Origin of the sequence: Brevibacillus fortis, assembly GCF_046196545.1 — a bacterium.
In the GTDB taxonomy this organism is placed as follows: Bacteria; Bacillota; Bacilli; order Brevibacillales; family Brevibacillaceae; genus Brevibacillus; species Brevibacillus fortis_A.
Genome location: NZ_CP176370.1, coordinates 5806366 through 5825023, shown reverse-complemented (window position 1 = coordinate 5825023; position 18658 = coordinate 5806366). Strand labels below are relative to the sequence as shown.

14 protein-coding genes and 1 pseudogene are annotated in these 18658 nt (G+C 46.4%); 11 read left to right on the top strand and 4 right to left on the bottom strand.

The genetic code is table 11. From position 1 onward, the window contains the following. Window positions 1-254: 254 nt before the first annotated feature. From ACKKE8_RS28305 to ACKKE8_RS28295, 3 genes are all read left to right on the top strand, one after another. Window positions 255-1220: a peptidyl-prolyl cis-trans isomerase gene (locus ACKKE8_RS28305; protein WP_409175935.1), complete on the top strand. Its 966-nt coding sequence runs from the start codon at window positions 255-257 to the stop codon at window positions 1218-1220. 40 nt (window positions 1221-1260) lie between these two features. Further along, the gene (locus tag ACKKE8_RS28300; protein ID WP_409175934.1) at window positions 1261-1995 is read left to right on the top strand and encodes an N-acetylmuramoyl-L-alanine amidase; all 735 of its coding nucleotides are present in this window, start codon (window positions 1261-1263) and stop codon (window positions 1993-1995) included. Between the two features lie 264 nt (window positions 1996-2259). Beyond that, window positions 2260-2625: a hypothetical protein gene (locus tag ACKKE8_RS28295; protein WP_409179236.1), complete on the top strand. Its 366-nt coding sequence runs from the start codon at window positions 2260-2262 to the stop codon at window positions 2623-2625. Window positions 2626-2645: 20 nt separating this feature from the next. Here ACKKE8_RS28295 and ACKKE8_RS28290 read toward each other — a convergent pair. Next, window positions 2646-2864: pseudogene (locus tag ACKKE8_RS28290) on the bottom strand (MFS transporter); the annotation flags it as partial. Between ACKKE8_RS28290 and ACKKE8_RS28285 the strand changes: the two are divergent. Together ACKKE8_RS28285 and ACKKE8_RS28280 are read left to right on the top strand one after the other, a co-directional pair. Continuing rightward, window positions 2863-3273, top strand: coding sequence for a transposase (locus ACKKE8_RS28285; protein WP_409179221.1), 411 nt, complete (start codon window positions 2863-2865; stop codon window positions 3271-3273). The pseudogene ACKKE8_RS28290 and the gene ACKKE8_RS28285 overlap by 2 nt on opposite strands. Next, window positions 3198-3443: a transposase gene (locus ACKKE8_RS28280; RefSeq protein ID WP_409179220.1), complete on the top strand. Its 246-nt coding sequence runs from the start codon at window positions 3198-3200 to the stop codon at window positions 3441-3443. The genes ACKKE8_RS28285 and ACKKE8_RS28280 overlap by 76 nt, the downstream gene beginning before the upstream one ends. 98 nt (window positions 3444-3541) lie before the next feature. Here the strand turns inward: ACKKE8_RS28280 and ACKKE8_RS28275 are convergent, their stop codons facing one another. The 3 genes from ACKKE8_RS28275 to ACKKE8_RS28265 form a co-directional block, all read right to left on the bottom strand. Next, a complete protein-coding gene (locus tag ACKKE8_RS28275) occupies window positions 3542-3868 on the bottom strand; it encodes a hypothetical protein (RefSeq protein ID WP_409175933.1) in 327 nt (108 codons plus the stop codon). 8 nt (window positions 3869-3876) lie between these two features. Further along, window positions 3877-4293, bottom strand: coding sequence for a hypothetical protein (locus ACKKE8_RS28270; protein ID WP_409175932.1), 417 nt, complete (start codon window positions 4291-4293; stop codon window positions 3877-3879). Between the two features lie 274 nt (window positions 4294-4567). After that, the gene (locus tag ACKKE8_RS28265; protein WP_409175931.1) at window positions 4568-5641 is read right to left on the bottom strand and encodes an RDD family protein; all 1074 of its coding nucleotides are present in this window, start codon (window positions 5639-5641) and stop codon (window positions 4568-4570) included. A gap of 137 nt (window positions 5642-5778) precedes the next feature. On the opposite strand from ACKKE8_RS28265, the gene ACKKE8_RS28260 reads away from it, so the two are divergent. From ACKKE8_RS28260 to ACKKE8_RS28235, 6 genes are all read left to right on the top strand, one after another. Then, window positions 5779-6897 (top strand): hypothetical protein, encoded by a 1119-nt coding sequence (locus ACKKE8_RS28260; protein ID WP_409175930.1) that lies wholly within the window; start codon window positions 5779-5781, stop codon window positions 6895-6897. A 240-nt stretch (window positions 6898-7137) separates the two neighbouring features. Next, on the top strand, window positions 7138-9708 hold the full coding sequence (locus tag ACKKE8_RS28255) for a LuxR C-terminal-related transcriptional regulator (RefSeq protein WP_409175929.1): 2571 nt from the start codon (window positions 7138-7140) through the stop codon (window positions 9706-9708). A 260-nt stretch (window positions 9709-9968) separates the two neighbouring features. Then, the gene (locus ACKKE8_RS28250; RefSeq protein ID WP_409175928.1) at window positions 9969-10649 is read left to right on the top strand and encodes a response regulator transcription factor; all 681 of its coding nucleotides are present in this window, start codon (window positions 9969-9971) and stop codon (window positions 10647-10649) included. Then, window positions 10646-12430 (top strand): ATP-binding protein, encoded by a 1785-nt coding sequence (locus tag ACKKE8_RS28245; RefSeq protein WP_409175927.1) that lies wholly within the window; start codon window positions 10646-10648, stop codon window positions 12428-12430. The genes ACKKE8_RS28250 and ACKKE8_RS28245 overlap by 4 nt, the downstream gene beginning before the upstream one ends. Then, the gene (locus tag ACKKE8_RS28240; RefSeq protein WP_409175926.1) at window positions 12411-12935 is read left to right on the top strand and encodes a hypothetical protein; all 525 of its coding nucleotides are present in this window, start codon (window positions 12411-12413) and stop codon (window positions 12933-12935) included. Before ACKKE8_RS28245 ends, ACKKE8_RS28240 begins: the two co-directional genes overlap by 20 nt. Before the next feature lie 276 nt (window positions 12936-13211). Further along, on the top strand, window positions 13212-18437 hold the full coding sequence (locus ACKKE8_RS28235) for an Ig-like domain-containing protein (RefSeq protein WP_409179219.1): 5226 nt from the start codon (window positions 13212-13214) through the stop codon (window positions 18435-18437). Window positions 18438-18658: the final 221 nt, after the last annotated feature.

The following is an 18658-nucleotide window of genomic DNA, read 5'->3' as shown; positions in this document are numbered from 1 at the left end:
CTCCGCCAAGGTGTCGTTATCCTCTTGGATGACTGCGGCTTGTGGTGTGAAAGGACCATCGTTGTTGACAAAAATCGACGAAATCACTTCCTAAGACCTATGAAAAAATCCAAAAAACGGCACTAAAACATGTAGATATATTCATCTATTGGTAATATATTCAATATAGTAATATTATCTTCCAAAGTATCTAATGAATTCTGGCTGGATATCTACTTTGCCTCATCTGTTTTACGAGAGGATGGCTTGATCACATGAAAAAACGAAGAACATGGCTTTATTTATTTTTACCGTTTGGTTTCCTGGGAGTCATTTCTCTGTATGCGGCTTTGATGTACCAGCCCCTTCTTTTTGTTTTCGGCGATCAATTTTTCCGCAGAGACGATTGGGAAAGAATAAAGCCCAAGTATTTCCAAGGGGTAGCGTACTCAGCGGACGAGGAGGTAAGGCTGCTGGAACAACTGAGCTTGGAAGAATTGATCCTTGATATTGGAAAACAGATGGGGGTGAAGACGGATGAGCGTCTGATTGAAGAACAATTAAAACAACTGGGCAGCACGAAAGCGGGGCGTGAAGAAACGTTGCGCCAGATGAACATGACGGAAGAGGACAGCATTCAAAACATAAGACGGGCGATGATTGGTTTTGAAGTGAAAAAGATCGTGACTCGGGATGTTGTGGTGACACAAGAAGAAGTAGAAAGATTTTACCGGGAACAAATCGAGTCTTTTCGCATTCCCGAACTGCGTACCATTTATTATGTACGGGCTAAAAATGGCGACAAGCTCTTGTTGGACAAGCTGAAAGCCGCATCAGCGGAACGTTTTCAGTCCCTGCTGAAGCAATATGGCGAAGATCCCGAGGGGCGTGCCGGATTGCATGAACTGGTCGCTCAGTCCCAAATGTCCGAGCATTATAACGAGATGATAGCGAAGGCTGTGTTTCACTCTCCCGTAATGCGGATTGTTGGCCCTTTTGAGAGCCAGCAGTGGACCTATTGGTTTTTCCCTGCTGAAGTCATGCCGTCAAGAACACAGACCCTCCCGGAAGTAAGCCAAAAGATACAGCAAATCATTTATCTAGAGAAAGAATCCGTGGTGTACCGCAAGTGGCTCGAGTCACAGAAGAAATCTAACAACTACCTGTTTTTGCCTGAGAATTTGCAAAGGAATAAATTTTTGGCGTTTTGGAGTGACTTACGCCTTCTTTTCAATTCGTAAGTCGTTTCGAATAAATAAAAATGATAAAGGAGAAATTACCATGAAAGTAGGAAAACTGTTGTTGACTGCACTCATTTGCTGTAGCTTGACGGGGATGGCCGCTCCCGCATTTGCGGAGAAGGAAATCGCCGACGAGCCTATGTGGGACAGCGCGCCCGCACCAAAAAATTACAGCCCGGAAAAGAAGAAAGCAGCCGAAGAGATGGTTATTAACCAAAAATCTTTCACTCTTGCCGCGAATCCAATCATCGTGATCGACCCTGGACACGGTGGAGATGATCCAGGAGCATTGGGCAACGGTTTGAAAGAAAAAGACCTGACTTTGGACATAGGCCTTCGATCCAAAAATTACATCGTTGCCAACTATCCGGCTACGGTTTACATGACGCGAAGCTCTGATACAACCGTTGCCCTGTCTACCCGAGCCTCTTATGCCAACTCCAAAAACGCCAATTTTTTTGTCTCCATACATATCAATGCCGCATCCCTTTCCTCGGCCAATGGAGTAGAAACTTACAATTACCCCGGATCGACAACCGGAAGGCGATTGGCAACGGAAACGTACAACCAATTAAGAAATTCGTTTTCAAATGATAGGGGAGTCAAAGAAGCAGAGTTTTACGTATTAAAATACACAAACATGCCGGCATCTTTAGGAGAGACTGGATTTATTACGAATGCGAGTGACGCATCCCAGCTTGCGCAAAGTTCCTTCCGTCAAACGCTTGCCACCCAATACGCTACCGGGATGCACCGTTACTGGTGGGGATTCTAAACAAATGATTGCAGCCAACCATGCCTTGAAACGGGATCCAGCCGATTAAAGCACAAACCATTCGAATTACGAAGAGGGGCTGTCTCATAAGTCGATTTTTCGGCTTAGAGACGCCCTTTTTGCATTTCTCTCATCGGGAACAGCCATTTGGGTCGGCCGCATTTAATAAAAAGAGGATCTGGGATATTTTTCATTTTATACTTAGAAAATAAAAATGTTTGTTATATTATGAATACATACCAAATGGAAAAAGGAGGAAGGGATATGCGGTTACTCGATTCGTATTTGGAGCTTGGAGTTGTGGGTATGGCACGTGCAGGTGCATCGGGATGGTTCGGAGGGAACTACGGGGCAGCTCTTCTGGCCGGATACTACATGAATCAGGAGCACGATCTGCCAGAGCATGTAAAAGAAGGGATAGAGCGGACCTGTGAAGCATACCGCGAATTAAAGCCGGAATGGTTTGTTCTTTTGGATCAAGAAGAGCAAGCAGTCCCCTCCTTATTACAGCATGTCATCGACGGGCTACGAAATAATCTGAAACAGTTCCGGACATCGGGACATGGTCTCGCATTAGGTGTGATGGCATTAAAAGCATTGGCCGCTTGCGCGAGTGCTACCACGGTGTAGATTCCTCCGCAAAACCCCAGCAAAATGCGGGATATCATCAATAGGGAGAAACTTGGGCTTATGGATGCGAGCAGGTTTGCCGCTATGAAAGAGAACAGCGTCCAAAGGATGAGCTTTTTGCGCTCCACTCCCGCAGTGAGTGCAATCAAGAACGGAGCTCCAAAGGCAAAGGCCAGGGAAAAGGCCGTAACTAATTGGCCGGCAAGGGAGAGGGAGACATGGGTGTCATCTGCGATCATGCCGATGATTCCGGTCACGATTGATTCAGCAGTTCCCACCATGAATTCCCCCAAGGCCAGCAACTTAGAGAAGGTAAAAACCGCTTTAGGAAAATTACCGGGAACCGTCATTGCGGATGCTGGATACGGCGGGGAAGAAAACTATGCGTACTTGGAGAGTGAGCAACTTGAGGCGCTCGTGAAATATAGCACCAACCATAAGGAAAAATCAAAAGCTTGGACGAGAGACATCATGCGGTACCGGCATTACCGCAGTACGAACTGCGAGGGGTGTCCTCTCAAATCGTCTTGCACGAGGGCAGTTGGTAACCGTGAAGTGAAGGTAAGTCTAAGATACCTTCGTTTAAGCAACAGGTACGGGAAAAACGACATAGTGAGGAAGGCTACGCGCTTTCCGTTCGACGTATGATTGAACCGGAGAGCGTTTTTGGACAAATAAAAAACAACCGGGGATTCCGACGCTTCCTGCTTCGCGGCTTGCCTAAGGTGAGCGTGGAGGTCGGGTGGCTTTCGCTTGCCCACAATTTGTTAAAAAAGATGGCTGTAGACCAAAAACGTAAAGCAGTCGGTCAGGGGTAATTCCCTGCCTAGCTGCTTTTTCAACAGAAACCAAAAATAAGAACAAAAGAGAGGCTATCCCCAAGTAGAAAATCTACTTATGGGACAGCCTCCATCCATTACCAGCCTCTTTGAGGAGGGGTCTGAATCTGATTCGTTTCTTGATCGATGGTGCGGGCCATTTCTTTGATTTTGGTCAATCCATCATCAATTTGGCGTTTATTCGCTGCAATGCGATTCGCTAACGAAATTAATTGGCTAGATTGTGGTGGGTAGGGTGCATTTGCCAATGTAAGCAGCTCTTGTTGTGCACCGTCCAGGTTAATCGCTGCATTGGCTACCATATCCACTGCAAAGGAAATTTTGTCAGCGATATGGTCAACTTTATTTGCCACGTGATTCGTATGCTGGTTACCCCAGCCGTTTGAATTGTTTATGTACGACATTCGATCACCTACTTTTGAACTTTGTCAGTGATGCCATCGATTTCTTTAACTTTTTGTGCAATTTTATCCGTATGCCCATCAATGGCGTCTGTCAGCTTGTCAACGTCCTTCACGTTCTTTTGAACCTCTGCCAGGTTGTTCAACGTATTTTTCACTTTACCCGTAATACCATCTGCAATGGTACCAACAAGCACCTTGATGTGATCAGGAGCATTTTGACCAACCTGAGCAACGAGACTTTCGATCAGTGGCTGAATCTCACCCAGTGTTGTTTGTGCATTGATCAGCTCACGAGAGCAAGAATTCAATTCGTTGTCAATTTTATCGGAGTCGCGGTCAATTTCTGCCTGGATATCTTTAATATCTCCAAGAACCTTGTCGATTTGATTTCCGAGCTCGCGGACTGTTCCTTTCCCCATAAACATGTACATGCACCTCTCAAGAAATATTTATAGTAACTCTTAAGGATTAAGAGCGCTACCCTGACCTGAAAATTAACACTTATCGGAATAAAGCTTCTAGAAAAAATTGGCTACTTGTATTACTTTAACATTATATGAAAAGGAGGACTACCCTTCAATTATACATATAAACCACTTTTTTCAATCGTTATATGGTCCTGTCTACGACTAGGTGTAGAGTCCCTACTTTTTCAATGGAGAAAAGCCACCTGATGAAGGTGGCTTCTGTATTCTGTCGCTATTTTACCTCGCGAAAACTTGCACTGACCTTTTGCAGTTCTTGCTTGAGGGACTCAAACCTTTTTTCTTCTGTCCAAGCCATGATTTGATGAAAATGTGTAGGTGTTTCGACCAATGTCACAATATAAGCGACCTTAATGCCGTCTACTTCGCCTTTGGCATTGAATTGGATGGCCACCTGGTTGTCGACTACAGTACGAATCTGTTTATCAACGGATACATTTTCTACTGCCTCTTGAAGGTTTGCTTCAATGACTTGGGCATAATCTTGAAGCGTGAATGAACCGTCTAGATCCTGTTTCGATTCTGACAGTACCAATACATACTTTTCGCTAAAGCGATTGGAGATTTCTAAATCAGCTTCATCGTGAAGGGCTGAATCCTTGCCCCAATCCGAAGGGGCTGTAATTTGAAACTTTTTATCCCTGCTATAGAAAATTTCTTCGGTAGGCGTTCTTGATGCGAGATCGACTATACCAAAAATCATACCAATGATGGATAAAACGGCTACGATGGAGAAGACAACAGCGAGTACGGTTGTTTGCTTTTGGCTGACGTTGTTCAGATCCTTCACTTTAACGACGTATGTATTCGCTGCTAGATCGCCTAACCGTTGTCTTTTGTCGGAGGCCAACACACTGATACCGGCCGGCAACCCGCCTAGAAGAAATGCATTTGCTTCGAATAGACGAATGAGGGAACGGATGAATGATTTCCATAACCCCGGCGGTCGTCCTTCTGCATTGACAGCAATGATGCGGAAAGTAAATTTCCCAATCGTATATCCGGTGAGTCCTTCTAACAGTACATAATAAGAAGAGAGGACAATAGCAGCTAGGATGAAGTAATAGAGACCGTTGGCGTCTTTATCAATGGCACCCCCAAGTGAGAGCATTCCGATTAGAAAACAAGCGAGAAGAATATGATCAAGAACATGGGCTCCCCATCTCGTGAAAAAAATCGTCGCCCTGTCGTACGATTTCGATAAATCCCCCATGTTTTTCGGTGGCTCTTGTTGGGGAAGGGGAGAAAACTCTGTCGGTACCGATGGTGATGGCGGTTGTTGCTCCAATTTTGTGCACCTCCTGAAAAAATGTAAACATATTACATTTAACCATTTTGAAAATTGTATTGTCAATTGTAGACGATTAGAATGGGAATTGATGAGGTAGGTGCTGCCAGCCCATTCCGGTGAGAGGAGAATAGCAGATGGAAATCAACCAAATACCCGAGCAATTGGCATTGATCAAACATTCCAAAGACCTCTGGAGCTCTTTTACATACAGCAAATGTAAGGATGCATATGGTTATGACAAGAACGGGCTGAAAAGATACGCGCTGATCATTCAGCTTCAATACGATCAGACTGTGACAGAAGCAGACAAGGAGTTCCTGCAATATTTGATGACCCAAGAGATTGAGATGCATAAGTCCCATCCGTATCAGGGATTACATGAATCTATGGACATCGTGGCTTATTTGTTGGCGAAGTTTAAGGATGTCAACCATATCCGACTGTTTGAGCAGGCAAAATTAAGCAATTTTGATACCTACTTTGGCTTTGATACCGAGTATATCATTTCAGCGGGAATTGAAGAGGCGATCACGTATATCGAAGAAAATGATCTGTACCGAATTAGCTCCTTCTTTCAGGATAAGAAAGAGGAGCTGGAAACGATGTATACAGCTGAGCATATGGAACGATGGTTTCAATCCAAGGCCAGGAATTATCCCGCTAACCTCGAAGATGAGTCCTTGATTACGTTAATGGACAGAGCAATCGATTTTGGTAACAGGGAAGAAGCCAGAAAATTACTGGAGAAGCTGGAGAAGCAGCTGGGCTCTGACAAAAAGAATGATTCTCTGTTGTATCATCGTGCAAAGGAATTGGAAGAGTACGACAAAGCACTTCACTATCTCATACAGGATCTCCCGGAACAAAAAGATTCTTTTGACAAAGTGTTCCTCTGGTTAAAAATTGCCGAAATCCATTTGCTCAAGCAGGACTGGGTCCAGGCTTTTGCGAGCGTCAAGCAGTGCGAACCAGAGCTAAAACTCTTTTCCTCCTGGAGAAGTGCCGGTTTGGGCATAAGCTTGATAGAGACCTTGCTGGATATCAGCTTGAAGGTAAAGGATAGCGACGAGTCTCTGGCTAGAGAAGCGTACCGCTGGGCCGACCAGATGTTGAAATCGACAAACAACTACAGCAGTAATGTTTTGAAAAAGGCGCATCAGTGTGCCAAGGTGCTGCAACTCAAACAGGATAAAAGGCTGTACAGTAAAAAAGTCGCGATAGAAGCCAGACGAATCAACAGAATGGTTAGATGACTCAAAGTAAACCCGACATCTGCAACGGTCGGGTTTTTCTCTGTTTAGATGCAACTTTCATAAAAAAAATACCCACGCAGGATCACTTTGCTGTATCTTTAATCTGAGCAATATTTCCTATCTTTATATGAACTCTTTTTCCCCGATAGCCAACCTCATTGCGCTTCAGGTCATCGCTGGCAAGGCTACTTTCCATGTTTCCTTCATGAATGTCATTTTACTTCTAGGCAGGAGATGCGTATGGATTTATTAACGTACAGTCCACTTATCGCAACCAAGCTTTATGTTCCGAAGTATGGCTCGGACTTATTACTTCGTCATCAAATATTGAAAGAAATCGATGATGCGGGCGAAGCAAGATTGATTCTCGTGTGCGCGCCAGCCGGTTTCGGTAAAACGACAGCAGTCAGTCAATGGACGCAAAATTCCGGCAAACCGACCGGTTGGATCTCCCTGGATGAATCTGATAATGATCCCGTGCGCTTTTGGCGATACTTTGCTAGGGCAATTGATATGGCACAGGAAGGCTTAGGCAAGGAATCTTCCGCGGTGCTGCACCCACAGTACACGGCTTCTGCTGAGCAGCTAATGTCCGTGCTACTCGAAGAAATTGCGGGGTTTGAACGTGATTTTTATTTGGTATTGGACGATTACCATCTCATAAAGGAGCCTTCCATTCATGAAGGACTGCAGACACTGATCCAGCATGCTTCCTTATATATGCATGTCGTCCTGATTACACGGGAGGAACCTCCTTTTGCCCTACACCGTCTACGCGTTCGGAAACAGTTGAAGCAACTGGGCTCAGACACTCTTCGGTTCAATGAGGAGGAGTGCCGACGCTTATTCCATGAGCAACTGGGTCTGAGTCTGTCAGAACAAGACATTGGCTTGCTAAGCAAACGAACGGAGGGATGGGTGGCCGGCTTGCAGTTAGCAGCCTTGTCCATGCAAGGAAAGCCCGAAGCGTCTAAGGTCATTCATCAATTTTCCGGTAATGACAAGTATGTCGGGGAATATTTGACGGAAGAAGTATTGAAACGACTTCCAGAAAAGGTGCAGATGTTCTTGTTGAAAACATCTATACTTCCGCGTCTGACAGGGGATCTATGCGCTGCCGTTACCGGAGAGCCGGACGCTCACGACATCCTTCGCATGCTGGAGAGAACGAATTCATTTGTCATCGCACTGGATGGCGTAAATGAGTGGTATCGTTATCACCATTTGTTCGCAGAACTTCTGCATTCCCATGTCAGAAAAACATATAACGAACTGCTTCCTGCCCTACATATCTCTGCAAGCTGTTGGTTTGAAAGTCAAGGATGGGTAATGGAGGCGACTGAGCATGCGTTTCTCGGAAAAGATTGGACCCGGGCGAGCCGTTTAATCGTCACACATGCTCCGTGGATGTTGAAACAGTACGAAAATATCACACTGCGCAGATGGATGAAATACTTTGAGAAGTCCTGGTTGGAAAGCAACCCCGAGCTGTGCATTGCTTTTGCCTGGCTGCATGCTGTATCCAACGAAATTGATCAGGCAGAAATCCTCCTTCAATTGGCTGACGAAGCAACACGGACCAATCAGGGGAGCTTTGACGACTGTCGAGTAGAAATGTGTGTGCTTCGGGGATATATCGAAGTGATGCGGGGAAATGTAGACCTTTCCCTCAAATATATGGAAGAATCGGTTCAAATGAAGCCAAAATTCAGCCGCTACTTCATCGTCGGCATAGAGCTAAATTCAGATGAGCCGTACGTGCTGCGCAGTCGTGTGGCCTTGAGCGGGTATTTGTCCAACGTGAATGAATACTATCCAAAATTAAGGGCGATCTGGAAGCACAGTGGTCTTGGTATATTGGCATACGGTTCTATCGTGTTGGCAGAGCTTTATTATGAGCAAAATGATTTTGAGCAGTTAAAATATTTCGTACCGCGAGCAATCCAGTTAGGCACCATTTCCTTGAACTTTGGTGTATTGGTCCCTGTGTATCTGACTTTGGCCCGATGGAGAAAAGCAGAGCACCGTAACGACGAGATGTGGCTGGCTATGGAGGAAATCACTTCGCTTTGCCGCCAGCACGATGCGCCTCCCCATTGGATGTCTTTTGTAGAAACATTCCGCGTCCGCTTATGGATCGAAGAAAATCGACGGGAAGAAATAGAAAGATGGGCCGAGCCTTACACCAAAATGAATGTAGATATTGTCGCTTCCCGACATGAATTTGAGCGAATGACGTTGGCCCGGGTATACATCTACTTAAAAAACGACAGTTCGGCAATCATGCTGCTAACGAGCCTAAAGCACGAGGCGGAAATAAAGGATCGGCTCGGAAGTCGGATTGAAGCCTTTCTTTTGCTCAGCCAAGCATACATGATCCAAAAACAGCATCATGAAGCGATGGAGTGTATGCGCAAGGCGGTGAAGTTGGTGGCCCCAGAAGGATATGTCCGTATTTTTCTGGATGAAGGTCCTGTCGTTGCCAAAATGCTGTATTCGCTCTATAAAAGCAAAAATGTATCCAAGCAAGAGCTGACCTACCTTTTGATGCTGCTCAAAAGCGTGGAGAAGGAATTTCCAACGCTTGATATTCAAATCCGGGTTTCCCCTGCATTGGAAAAATTGACGGACAGAGAGTCGGAAGTGCTGGCACTGATCGGTGAAGGGTTATCCAATTCAGAGATTGCGAACAAGCTGCATCTCACACTGGGGACGGTCAAGGGGCATGTGCATCAAATTTTTAGCAAGCTCCAGGTAAAAAATCGGACACAAGCAATCGTCAGATTAAGAGAAAGTGAGATCGACCATTAGAATCAACCCCACCTTTACGGAGGCCACTGAAAACATGCTCGTTTTGCATGTTTTCAGTGGCCTCAGCCATTTTCGGGTGTTTGTTTTCTTTGCAAATTCATCTCATGTACACACAATGGTCACATCAGCCATCTATACTCATTTTGTAAAAACAAGGTTGGCGGTCATAGGAATGGCGACGAGATATGCATTCGTAAATGTCACGATAAACTGGTAATCTTTATGCAATAAATGCACAACCACGAGTAAGGAGTGCGGAAATGAAACGGAAAGTGTTACTCGTAGAGGACGACGAGCTCATACGTGAATTTGTATCGGATTATTTTAAAAAAGAAGCTTGGGAGGTGTACGAAGCGCAGCACGGTAAAATGGCGATGGAGCTTTTCGCTCTGCACTCTGTCGATTTAGTTGTGCTAGATATTATGATGCCCGAGATGGATGGCTGGTCGGTGTGCAGAAAAATCCGCCAACAATCCGACATTCCCATCATGATCATTACAGCAAGAGTAGACGACGATGACCAGTTGATGGGTTTCGAGCTTGGCGCGGACGAATATGTCACCAAACCGTTTAGCCCAAAAGTATTAGTGGCCCGTGCCAAAGCTCTGATGAAAAGGGCAGAGGGGAGTATCGGGAGGGGAGATGATATCGCTCAGTTTGGAGCATTAACGGTAAACAAACGAGCTCACACCGTTACGATTTCAGGCGTCCCGGTTTCATTGACACCAAAAGAGTATGAGCTGCTTCTGTTCTTCATCAAGCATGAAGGGACGGTCTTGTCCCGAGATAGCATATTGAATGGGGTTTGGGGGATGGACTACTTTGGCGACCATCGCACCGTTGATACCCACGTGAAAAAACTGCGTGCCAAGCTGGATACAGAGCAGCATCTGATTCAGACAATGATCCGTTTTGGATATAAGTTTGAGGCAAAACGATGAAACGCCATCGACTAAACGTTGTGACAAAATTATTTGCCGCCACTTTTGTTTTTGTCTTTTTGCTCTACGCTTTGATTTTAATAGGGGAAAAGTTTTTCTTTGAGCGGTTTTATTTAAATGCGAAAGTAAGCGAGCTCTCGCAAGCAATGGCATCTTTCCCAGATGAGTACGCCAAACTCCCTCCCGACAAGCACAAGCTGGATAAGCTGGTGGGTACATTGATGAATCGCACAGATGCCAGCATCGCGATCGTAGATGAGCAGCTCAGGCAATTGAATCTCGACCCCTATTTTCTGGAAATAAAAGTAGCAAATAAAAATCAAGTGATTACCTTGCCGCTAAAAGAAATGAAAAGCACCGATCTCCCTGAAGGACTTCATGTTGGAGACACGATTACCATCGACGGAATCTATATGGATGAGAACGATACGATCATGAAGCCGATACGGATTGCAAGGCAAAGTCCATCCACAAATTTGTCCGAAAATGGACTAACCCGGGTTACGGCTGTTATTTCTGAACTCATGCTGCCTAGTCAGCAGCGGGCACATAACCCCTTTTATCAGGATTCTCTCGTAGAGGATCAAATCGGACCATGGTTGACGCAGCAATACGACGAGATTACACAGATGAAAAGCGGATCATTCATCCAGCGGAAGTGGACTGATCCGTGGAGTGGTGTAAACTATGCCATCGTGATTCATCGGTTCTCCTATCAAAGCGGGGCGAATTACATGCTGGCGGTGACTACGTTGCAACCAGTGAGCGATGCGGTAAGTATGCTGACCAGCTATTCCCTATACGCGACGCCAGTCATCCTCGTCATCTTACTGCTGCTGTCCTTTGTCTTTTCGAAGATCATCACGAAACCATTAGTTACCCTGAATCATTCCGCTTCACGCATGGCTAATCTGGACTTCACAGAACTTGCTTCGATTCATTCTCAGGATGAATTCGGTGAGCTCTCTCGCCATCTGAATACGTTAGCAGGCAAGCTGGATCAGACATTAAAAGACCTGACGAGTGCCAACGTCACTCTTCGCGAGGATCTAGAGCATAAGGAAAAAATGGAGCAGCTTCGCAAAGAATTGATTGCAAACATCTCTCATGAACTCAAGACCCCGCTTGGCATTGTGAAGGGCTTTGCGGAAGGGTTAAAAGATGATGTCGCACATGAAAAGCGGGAGCGATACATGGACGTCATTTTAAGCGAAGTCGACAAGATGAACGAGCTCATTATGGATATGCTGGAGTTGTCCAAATTCGAAGCCAAAGCCATTTTGCTTCGTAGACAATCGTTTCCCGTATCGGAAATAGTAGATCGTGTAGCCGCTTCCTTTCAACTACAGCTGGCAAACAAGCAGGTACGACTATGGCTCGCCTTACCTGAAGAGATCAACGTATGGGCAGATCCAAGACGTATCGAGCAAGTGATCGTGAATTTGCTCGGCAATGCAGTCCGGCACGCCAATCCATCAAGTGAGATTCGGATTACGGGGGCCCGCGAGCGGGAGTGCATCCGGTTTCGAATTGAAAATGAAGGAGCGCACATCCCAGACGATCAACTAACGCGGATATGGGAGCAATTTTATCGAGTAGATAGCTCTCGCTGGCGGAAATCTGGCGGCACGGGTCTCGGATTGGCGATCTGTAAACATATCCTCGATCTGCATGGCAGTGATTATGGTGTGGAAAATACCGTGAATGGAGTCGCTTTTTCCTTCACGTTGGTTGAAAATGAAAACAAAGGTGGAAATGACAATGAATCTGAAAAAGAATAAAATGAAAAGCTTACTGGCAGTATTGTTCCTATCACTCGTTACTAGTGCTTGTGGCACACCGCTTCCTCCAGAATCGACTGGTCAAGTGCCGCCGCAAGTTCCTCAGGAAAACAAAGAAAACAAGGAGAAACCGAAGAACGTTGCACAAGACATGGCCGCAGAACAGCAGGAAAAAGAAATTCTCGTCGTGGTCGACCAGGAACCGAAACCCATCGAGGGGAATAGCTTCGATTTCTTTGTCGAACAGCTACCTGCCGGCTATTCGTTAGCGAGCATGCAGTGGAAGTCTGAGAAAACTGACATCGTAAACACGATAGAGCAAGCGATCAAAAACGACACAGAAGGTATCCCTGGTGGGAATGGCTTTTACATCAGTGGCAATGGACAGTTCACCGGTTTCTTTTACAAGGATGAGTTGAAGGGGGAAAAGGGGAAATTGATCTTGGTATTTCGAAATGAGCAAGGCAATGAAAAGACATGGGAGAAGGAGCTAACCCTTAAATAACGCCCGATCAATTGGAACCTCATTTTTGAGGTTCTTTTTATTTTGTTTGGCACATGTTAAGAATTTTTTGCTTTGCCAATTTTTCAGTGGCCTCCCTTTACGGTGGGGTTTTTTGTTGGGAAGAAAAACAATCATCAAAAGACATAACTTTAGTTAGTATTTTTTGCAAAAGACAGTTGTTACCATATTTTTGTTTCACCTCGTTGTTTTACTGGGGGAATGTGTCGGCAGTAGGGGGGAATTGAAATGATGAAGGAAGGAGGACAACGTTTATTGATGAAAAGAATGATTGCTCGTTTGTTGGTATTTACTTTGCTGTTTGCAATCGTCCAACCTGTGTTTTTTCAAGAAAAAGTGAATGCATCCGGTCTTACAGATATGTTTAAAGTAGAGGCAGACAAGTTCGTGGATGCATATGGTGCCTATCCTGAAGGCCTAGATTATCAAGGGGCTCCGAACACGTTGATCGTCGGCTATGCGCGAGACGCCGGGGGGGATTATGGAGCTGCGAATGCTGCCCTGCGTTTTGACCTGAGCGACGTGAAAAGTGAGAGGAAAATTGAGTCTGTTTCCCTGAAAATTTATGTGCATAAGGTAGAAACAACAGGCGGAGATGCGCCCTTTATTGATCTATGGGGCTCGTTTGATGACAGCTGGAACGATGATTATTCGACGGTGCTGCCTTCGCATCATGAAAGAATCATAACAAATGAGATGCTTCCAAGTAATTTCACAGGGTGGAAATCGTTTGATGTAACCAGCTTTGTCAAGAGCCAGATTCCAGACAAAAAAGCTACCTTTGTTTTAAGGGGACGACAAACAGCGCCACCTGTTCCCGTTTTGTATCAGCCTCAAATCGTTTTCTACGACAAAAGAAATCTTAGCTACGCCTCTCAGTTGGAAATCACTTATGCTCCTAACACTCCACCAACTGATATCCTCTTATCAACCAATTCGATTCCTGAAAACAATCAAATAGGAGCGGTAGTTGGTACGCTTTCGGCAGTAGATCCTGACCAAGGAGAAACCTTTACGTTCAGCATTTCAGACGCGCTGTCACCTTTTACTATTGAGGGAAATCAGCTAAAGGCGAAGCAAACGTTTGACTTTGAAACGCAGGCTACTTACTCTGTACCGATAACCGCAACAGACTCGGCTAGCAATACGTTGACGAAGTCGGTGACCATCCAGGTGACAGATGTAAATGAACCGCCTACAACAGCAACGGTTACGATCAATGGCGGTGCTGCCGTTACGAATTCAGCAAATGCGACGCTCACCATGACCCATGATGATCCCGACGCTGCCAAGCCTGAGTACCGCTTGACGAACGTGGAAGGTGGTCCTTGGAGTGAATGGAAGTCGTTTGAGACACCTGTTGCCTGGAGCCTCCAGGCGGGAGAAGGAACCAAAACGGTCTTCATGGAGCTGCGTGACGGAACAGGAACTGTCTTGCAAGCGCAGGATAGCATTGTGCTGGATACGACACCTCCGGCAGGGACAATCGAGATCAATAACGGGAACGCAGCCACTTCATCAGAAAAGGTAGAGCTTACCATTCAGGGAAGCGATGCGAACGGCCCGGTAGAACTGATGTTGTCGAATGATAACAGCTTTACAGGCAGTTGGATACCTGTTCCAGTCAACAACAAGCTGGAATGGAACTTGGCTAGTGGAGACGGACCAAAAACAGTCTACGCGAAGTTCCGTGATGGTGCAGGGAATCAGTTTACGACATCGGATACCATCGTGTTAGACAAAACGCCACCTGTTGTGACGGGGGTTGCGAATGGCAGCTTCTACACGGCGGATGTCACCCCTGTCTTCGACGATGGCACAGCAACATTGAATGGTGCTCCTTTTGCCAGCGGCACAAAGGTGAGTGTGGAGGGCAAGTATACGCTGATAGTGACGGATACAGCGGGGAATACGACTACGGTAACCTTTACCCTGGATAAAACCGCGCCTACTGGAACTCTTGTGATCAATAACGGAGCCACCCACACGAATAACCAGGATGTCACTTTGCAAATCGATGCCACTGACGTTTCCAGTAAGGTGAAAATGAAGCTGTCCAACGATAACATCACCTGGAGTGCGCCAGAGGATGTTGCGACCACCAAGGCTTGGAAGCTAACAAATGGGGATGGACAGAAAACGGTCTATCTACAGTTGATCGACGAAGCTGGCAACACCCATGATTTACAGGCATTGATTACACTCGATACGGTTGCACCTGTTGTCACAGGGGTAGAGATCAACAAGCTGTACAATCAGAGTGTTACGATCAGCTTCAACGAAGGAAAGGCGACCTTGAACGGAAAGCTGATAGCTGACGGAGAAATCGTCAATGAGGATGGAGCCTATACGCTGATTGTCACTGATGAAGCAGGCAATACAACGACTCTTCCATTTTCGATCGATCAAACGAAGCCGTCAGGCAGTCTCAAGATCAATGGTGACGCCAATTACACCAATACACTGGCAACTTCATTACAAATTGCCGTTACCGATTTCAGTAATGACCTACAGATGCGCTTTTCCCATGATACGAGTGATCCAGCCAATTGGACTTCTTGGGAAGCGCTGACCCCAACAAAGGCATGGACCTTGTCGACTGGAGACGGAACCAAGTCGGTTTACATGGAAGTAAAGGACAAAGCGGGGAATATCGCCAGCTTTACCGACCAGATCACACTCGATATGATCAACCCTGCGGGTGCTTTTGAAATCAATCAAGGTCAATCGTATACCAACACGAGCAAGGTTACGTTGAGTGTGGAGTCGGCTGATGCTCATGGTGTGGAAATACGCTTGTCGAATGACAACCTGACGTGGAGCGATTGGAAAACGGCACCGACAAAAGGCGACGTTCCATGGGAGCTGAGCGGTGGTGATGGAACCAAAACGGTCTATCTGGAGCTGAGAGATCCGGCCGGAAACCAATTGGCCCTTCAACAGCAAATCACGCTGGATTCTGCTGGGCCAGTTGTCACAGGAGTCACCCAGGATGGTGTCTATGCGAGCGACGTAACGATCACCTTCAGCGAGGGAACAGCTTTGCTGAACGGCAATCCGTTTACGAGCGGTTCTGTCGTCACTGTGGAAGGATCGTATGAGTTGGTCGTCACAGATGAGGCACAAAATCGCACGACGATTCGTTTTATGCTGGATAAAACACCACCGACAGGAACGCTCAGCATCGATAACGGAGCAGCGTTTGCCAAAACAGATGATGTGACGCTACACCTTACTTCCCCCGGGAATACAGACGATATCGAAATGCTTGTCTCTAACGCCGATGACAATTCGGGTACGTGGGAGCGTTTCGCGGAGTCAAAAGCATGGAAGCTGGCTGATGGCAGTACAAACGGCACCAAAACGGTTTATGTCAAGCTGCGGGACAAAGCGGGGAATGTCACAAAGCTAAGCGATACGATTGAGCTGGATGTGGTGCCGCCGACTGGATCGATCACGATCAATAACGGAGACAACTACACCAAGTCCCGTGATGTTACGCTCGCCATAACAGCGAACGACAGTACGAGCGATGTACAAATCCGCTTCGCCAATGGTGACAACGACTGGAGCGATTGGGAGGCAGCAACTGCGACCAAAGCATGGCAGTTGAAGTCCGGTGATGGAACCAAGACCGTCGAGATGCAGATCACAGACAGGGCAGGGCACATCACAACCGTTTCCGATACGATCGAACTGGATGCAGATGCGCCAGTTGTTACAGGAGTCGAGGACAAAGGAATTTACAAAGATGACGTGACCATCACATTCAATGAAGGAACCGCGACGTTGAATAGTGCTCCTTTTGCAAGTGGCGACCAGGTAACAAGTGAAGGCAAGCATGAACTGCGGGTCGTAGATGCTTCCGGACACGAAACCAAGATCACGTTTACCTTGGATAAGACAGCACCAACGGGAACGTTCGTCATCAACAATGATGATCGTCTAACCTACTCCACCAGCGTGAAACTGCATGTTACTGCCACGGACAATTTGGGAGAAGTAGAGATGCGCATCTCCAATGACCAAGGCAAGTGGAGCAGCTGGGAAAAAGTGACGGGAACAGTACCGTGGAACTTGACGTATGGCAATGGGATGAAAAAAGTTCTGATCCAGCTTCGCGACCAGGCAGGAAACACCGTCGAACTGGATGATTCCATTGAGCTATATGTGCCAAATGTGCCGAATCCGCCAATAGGAGAGCCGGTCACCGGAGTTGAGTTGGAGGAAGAGGAGTTAACGCTGCGTGTTGGCGATACAGAAAGCCTTCATGCCACTGTAAAACCAGCAAATGCCACCAACAAACGAGTCAAGTGGGAAAGCAGCGACTCTGAGATCGTCGAGGTAGATGAGGAAGGCAAGATCAAGGCTGTAGCTCCTGGGACTGCGACGATTACAGTGACGACCGTGGACGGGAACAAAACCGATTCGGTGGAAGTAACCGTTAAGGAAATAGGAGAGCCGGTCACCGGAGTTGAGTTGGAGGAAGAGGAGTTAACGCTGCGTGTTGGCGATACAGAAAGCCTTCGTGCCACTGTAAAACCAGCGAATGCAACCAACAAACGAGTCAAGTGGGAAAGCAGCGACTCTGAGATCGTCGAGGTAGATGAGGAAGGCAAGATTAAGGCTGTAGCTCCTGGGACTGCGACGATTATAGTGACGACCGTGGACGGGAACAAAACCGATTCGGTGGAAGTAATCGTAAAGGAAATAGCCACCTTCCAGTTGGAAACAAACGAACCGTCCTTCTGGATTAAGCCAAGAGTAACCACGACCTTACGACTTTATAAGGTAGAAGGCAAAAAACGCAAAGACATCACGCGAGACAAAAATGTTGAGTACGACACGGAAAACGGGTTGGTTACCGTCAAGCAGGGCCGCATTACGGCAGGCAAAGAAGAGGGAGAAGACATCGTTACCGCTCGCTATATGGGAGAGGAACTGGAGATTCCGGTGACGGTTTCTAAGAAAACGATTCGTTCGTTGACGACTTCCTTCAAGGATTTGGTGCTGGAGATCGATGAGGAGAAGCAGCTAACGCTGACAGCCGTCTTCAGTGACAAAAACACCGAAGAGGTGACAGAAAAAGCAACTTGGTCCTCAAGCGACGAAGAGGTCGTCGAAGTAACAAAAGAGGGAAAAGTGACAGCGCTGGCTGAAGGGAAGGCTGTCATTACTGCGAAATATGGCGGTAAAAAGGTAACCAATCGTGTGCTCGTCGTAGAGGAAAAGAAAGTGAAAGATTTGCGAGTATCGCGCTCTTCGCTGCGCTTGAAGGCAGACAATACTGGAGAGATCGTCCTGTATGCGGTCTATGAAAATAGATACGAGGAGATTGTCACCAAGGATGCCGAATGGACAGTAGAAGATCCTGAGATTGCGACTGTAGAAAATGGTGTCGTAACTGCACTGGAATCTGGTAAAACAACGATTACAGTGGAATACGGCGGCGAGACAATCACGATTAACATTACGGTCTGGTAAATGAAAAGGGGCTGTTCGATCTACCGTGGAGGGCAGCCTCTTTTCCATTCTGTTTAAAAGGTGAAGAAATATGGAAAATGCATTCATTGCTTTTGTCACTAGCATTTTAATTGGGGCTATTTTCTTTGGGATTTTATGGTGGGAAGGCTCGTGGTTCAGTCTTCGGTTTACGAAATGGTACTTCGGTATTTTATTGGCAGTCTCGATCGTAGTAGGAGGGT

Bases quoted from the DNA above. Each gene is read 5' to 3' on its own strand.
- ACKKE8_RS28305 (WP_409175935.1), top strand. From the start codon at position 255: ATGAAAAAACGAAGAACATGGCTTTATTTATTTTTACCGTTTGGTTTC.
- ACKKE8_RS28300 (WP_409175934.1), top strand. From the start codon at position 1,261: ATGAAAGTAGGAAAACTGTTGTTGACTGCACTCATTTGCTGTAGCTTG.
- ACKKE8_RS28295 (WP_409179236.1), top strand. From the start codon at position 2,260: ATGCGGTTACTCGATTCGTATTTGGAGCTTGGAGTTGTGGGTATGGCA.
- ACKKE8_RS28285 (WP_409179221.1), top strand. From the start codon at position 2,863: ATGCCGATGATTCCGGTCACGATTGATTCAGCAGTTCCCACCATGAAT.
- ACKKE8_RS28275 (WP_409175933.1), bottom strand. From the start codon at position 3,868: ATGTCGTACATAAACAATTCAAACGGCTGGGGTAACCAGCATACGAAT.
- ACKKE8_RS28270 (WP_409175932.1), bottom strand. From the start codon at position 4,293: ATGTTTATGGGGAAAGGAACAGTCCGCGAGCTCGGAAATCAAATCGAC.
- ACKKE8_RS28260 (WP_409175930.1), top strand. From the start codon at position 5,779: ATGGAAATCAACCAAATACCCGAGCAATTGGCATTGATCAAACATTCC.
- ACKKE8_RS28255 (WP_409175929.1), top strand. From the start codon at position 7,138: ATGGATTTATTAACGTACAGTCCACTTATCGCAACCAAGCTTTATGTT.
- ACKKE8_RS28250 (WP_409175928.1), top strand. From the start codon at position 9,969: ATGAAACGGAAAGTGTTACTCGTAGAGGACGACGAGCTCATACGTGAA.
- ACKKE8_RS28245 (WP_409175927.1), top strand. From the start codon at position 10,646: ATGAAACGCCATCGACTAAACGTTGTGACAAAATTATTTGCCGCCACT.
- ACKKE8_RS28240 (WP_409175926.1), top strand. From the start codon at position 12,411: ATGAATCTGAAAAAGAATAAAATGAAAAGCTTACTGGCAGTATTGTTC.
- ACKKE8_RS28235 (WP_409179219.1), top strand. From the start codon at position 13,212: ATGAAAAGAATGATTGCTCGTTTGTTGGTATTTACTTTGCTGTTTGCA.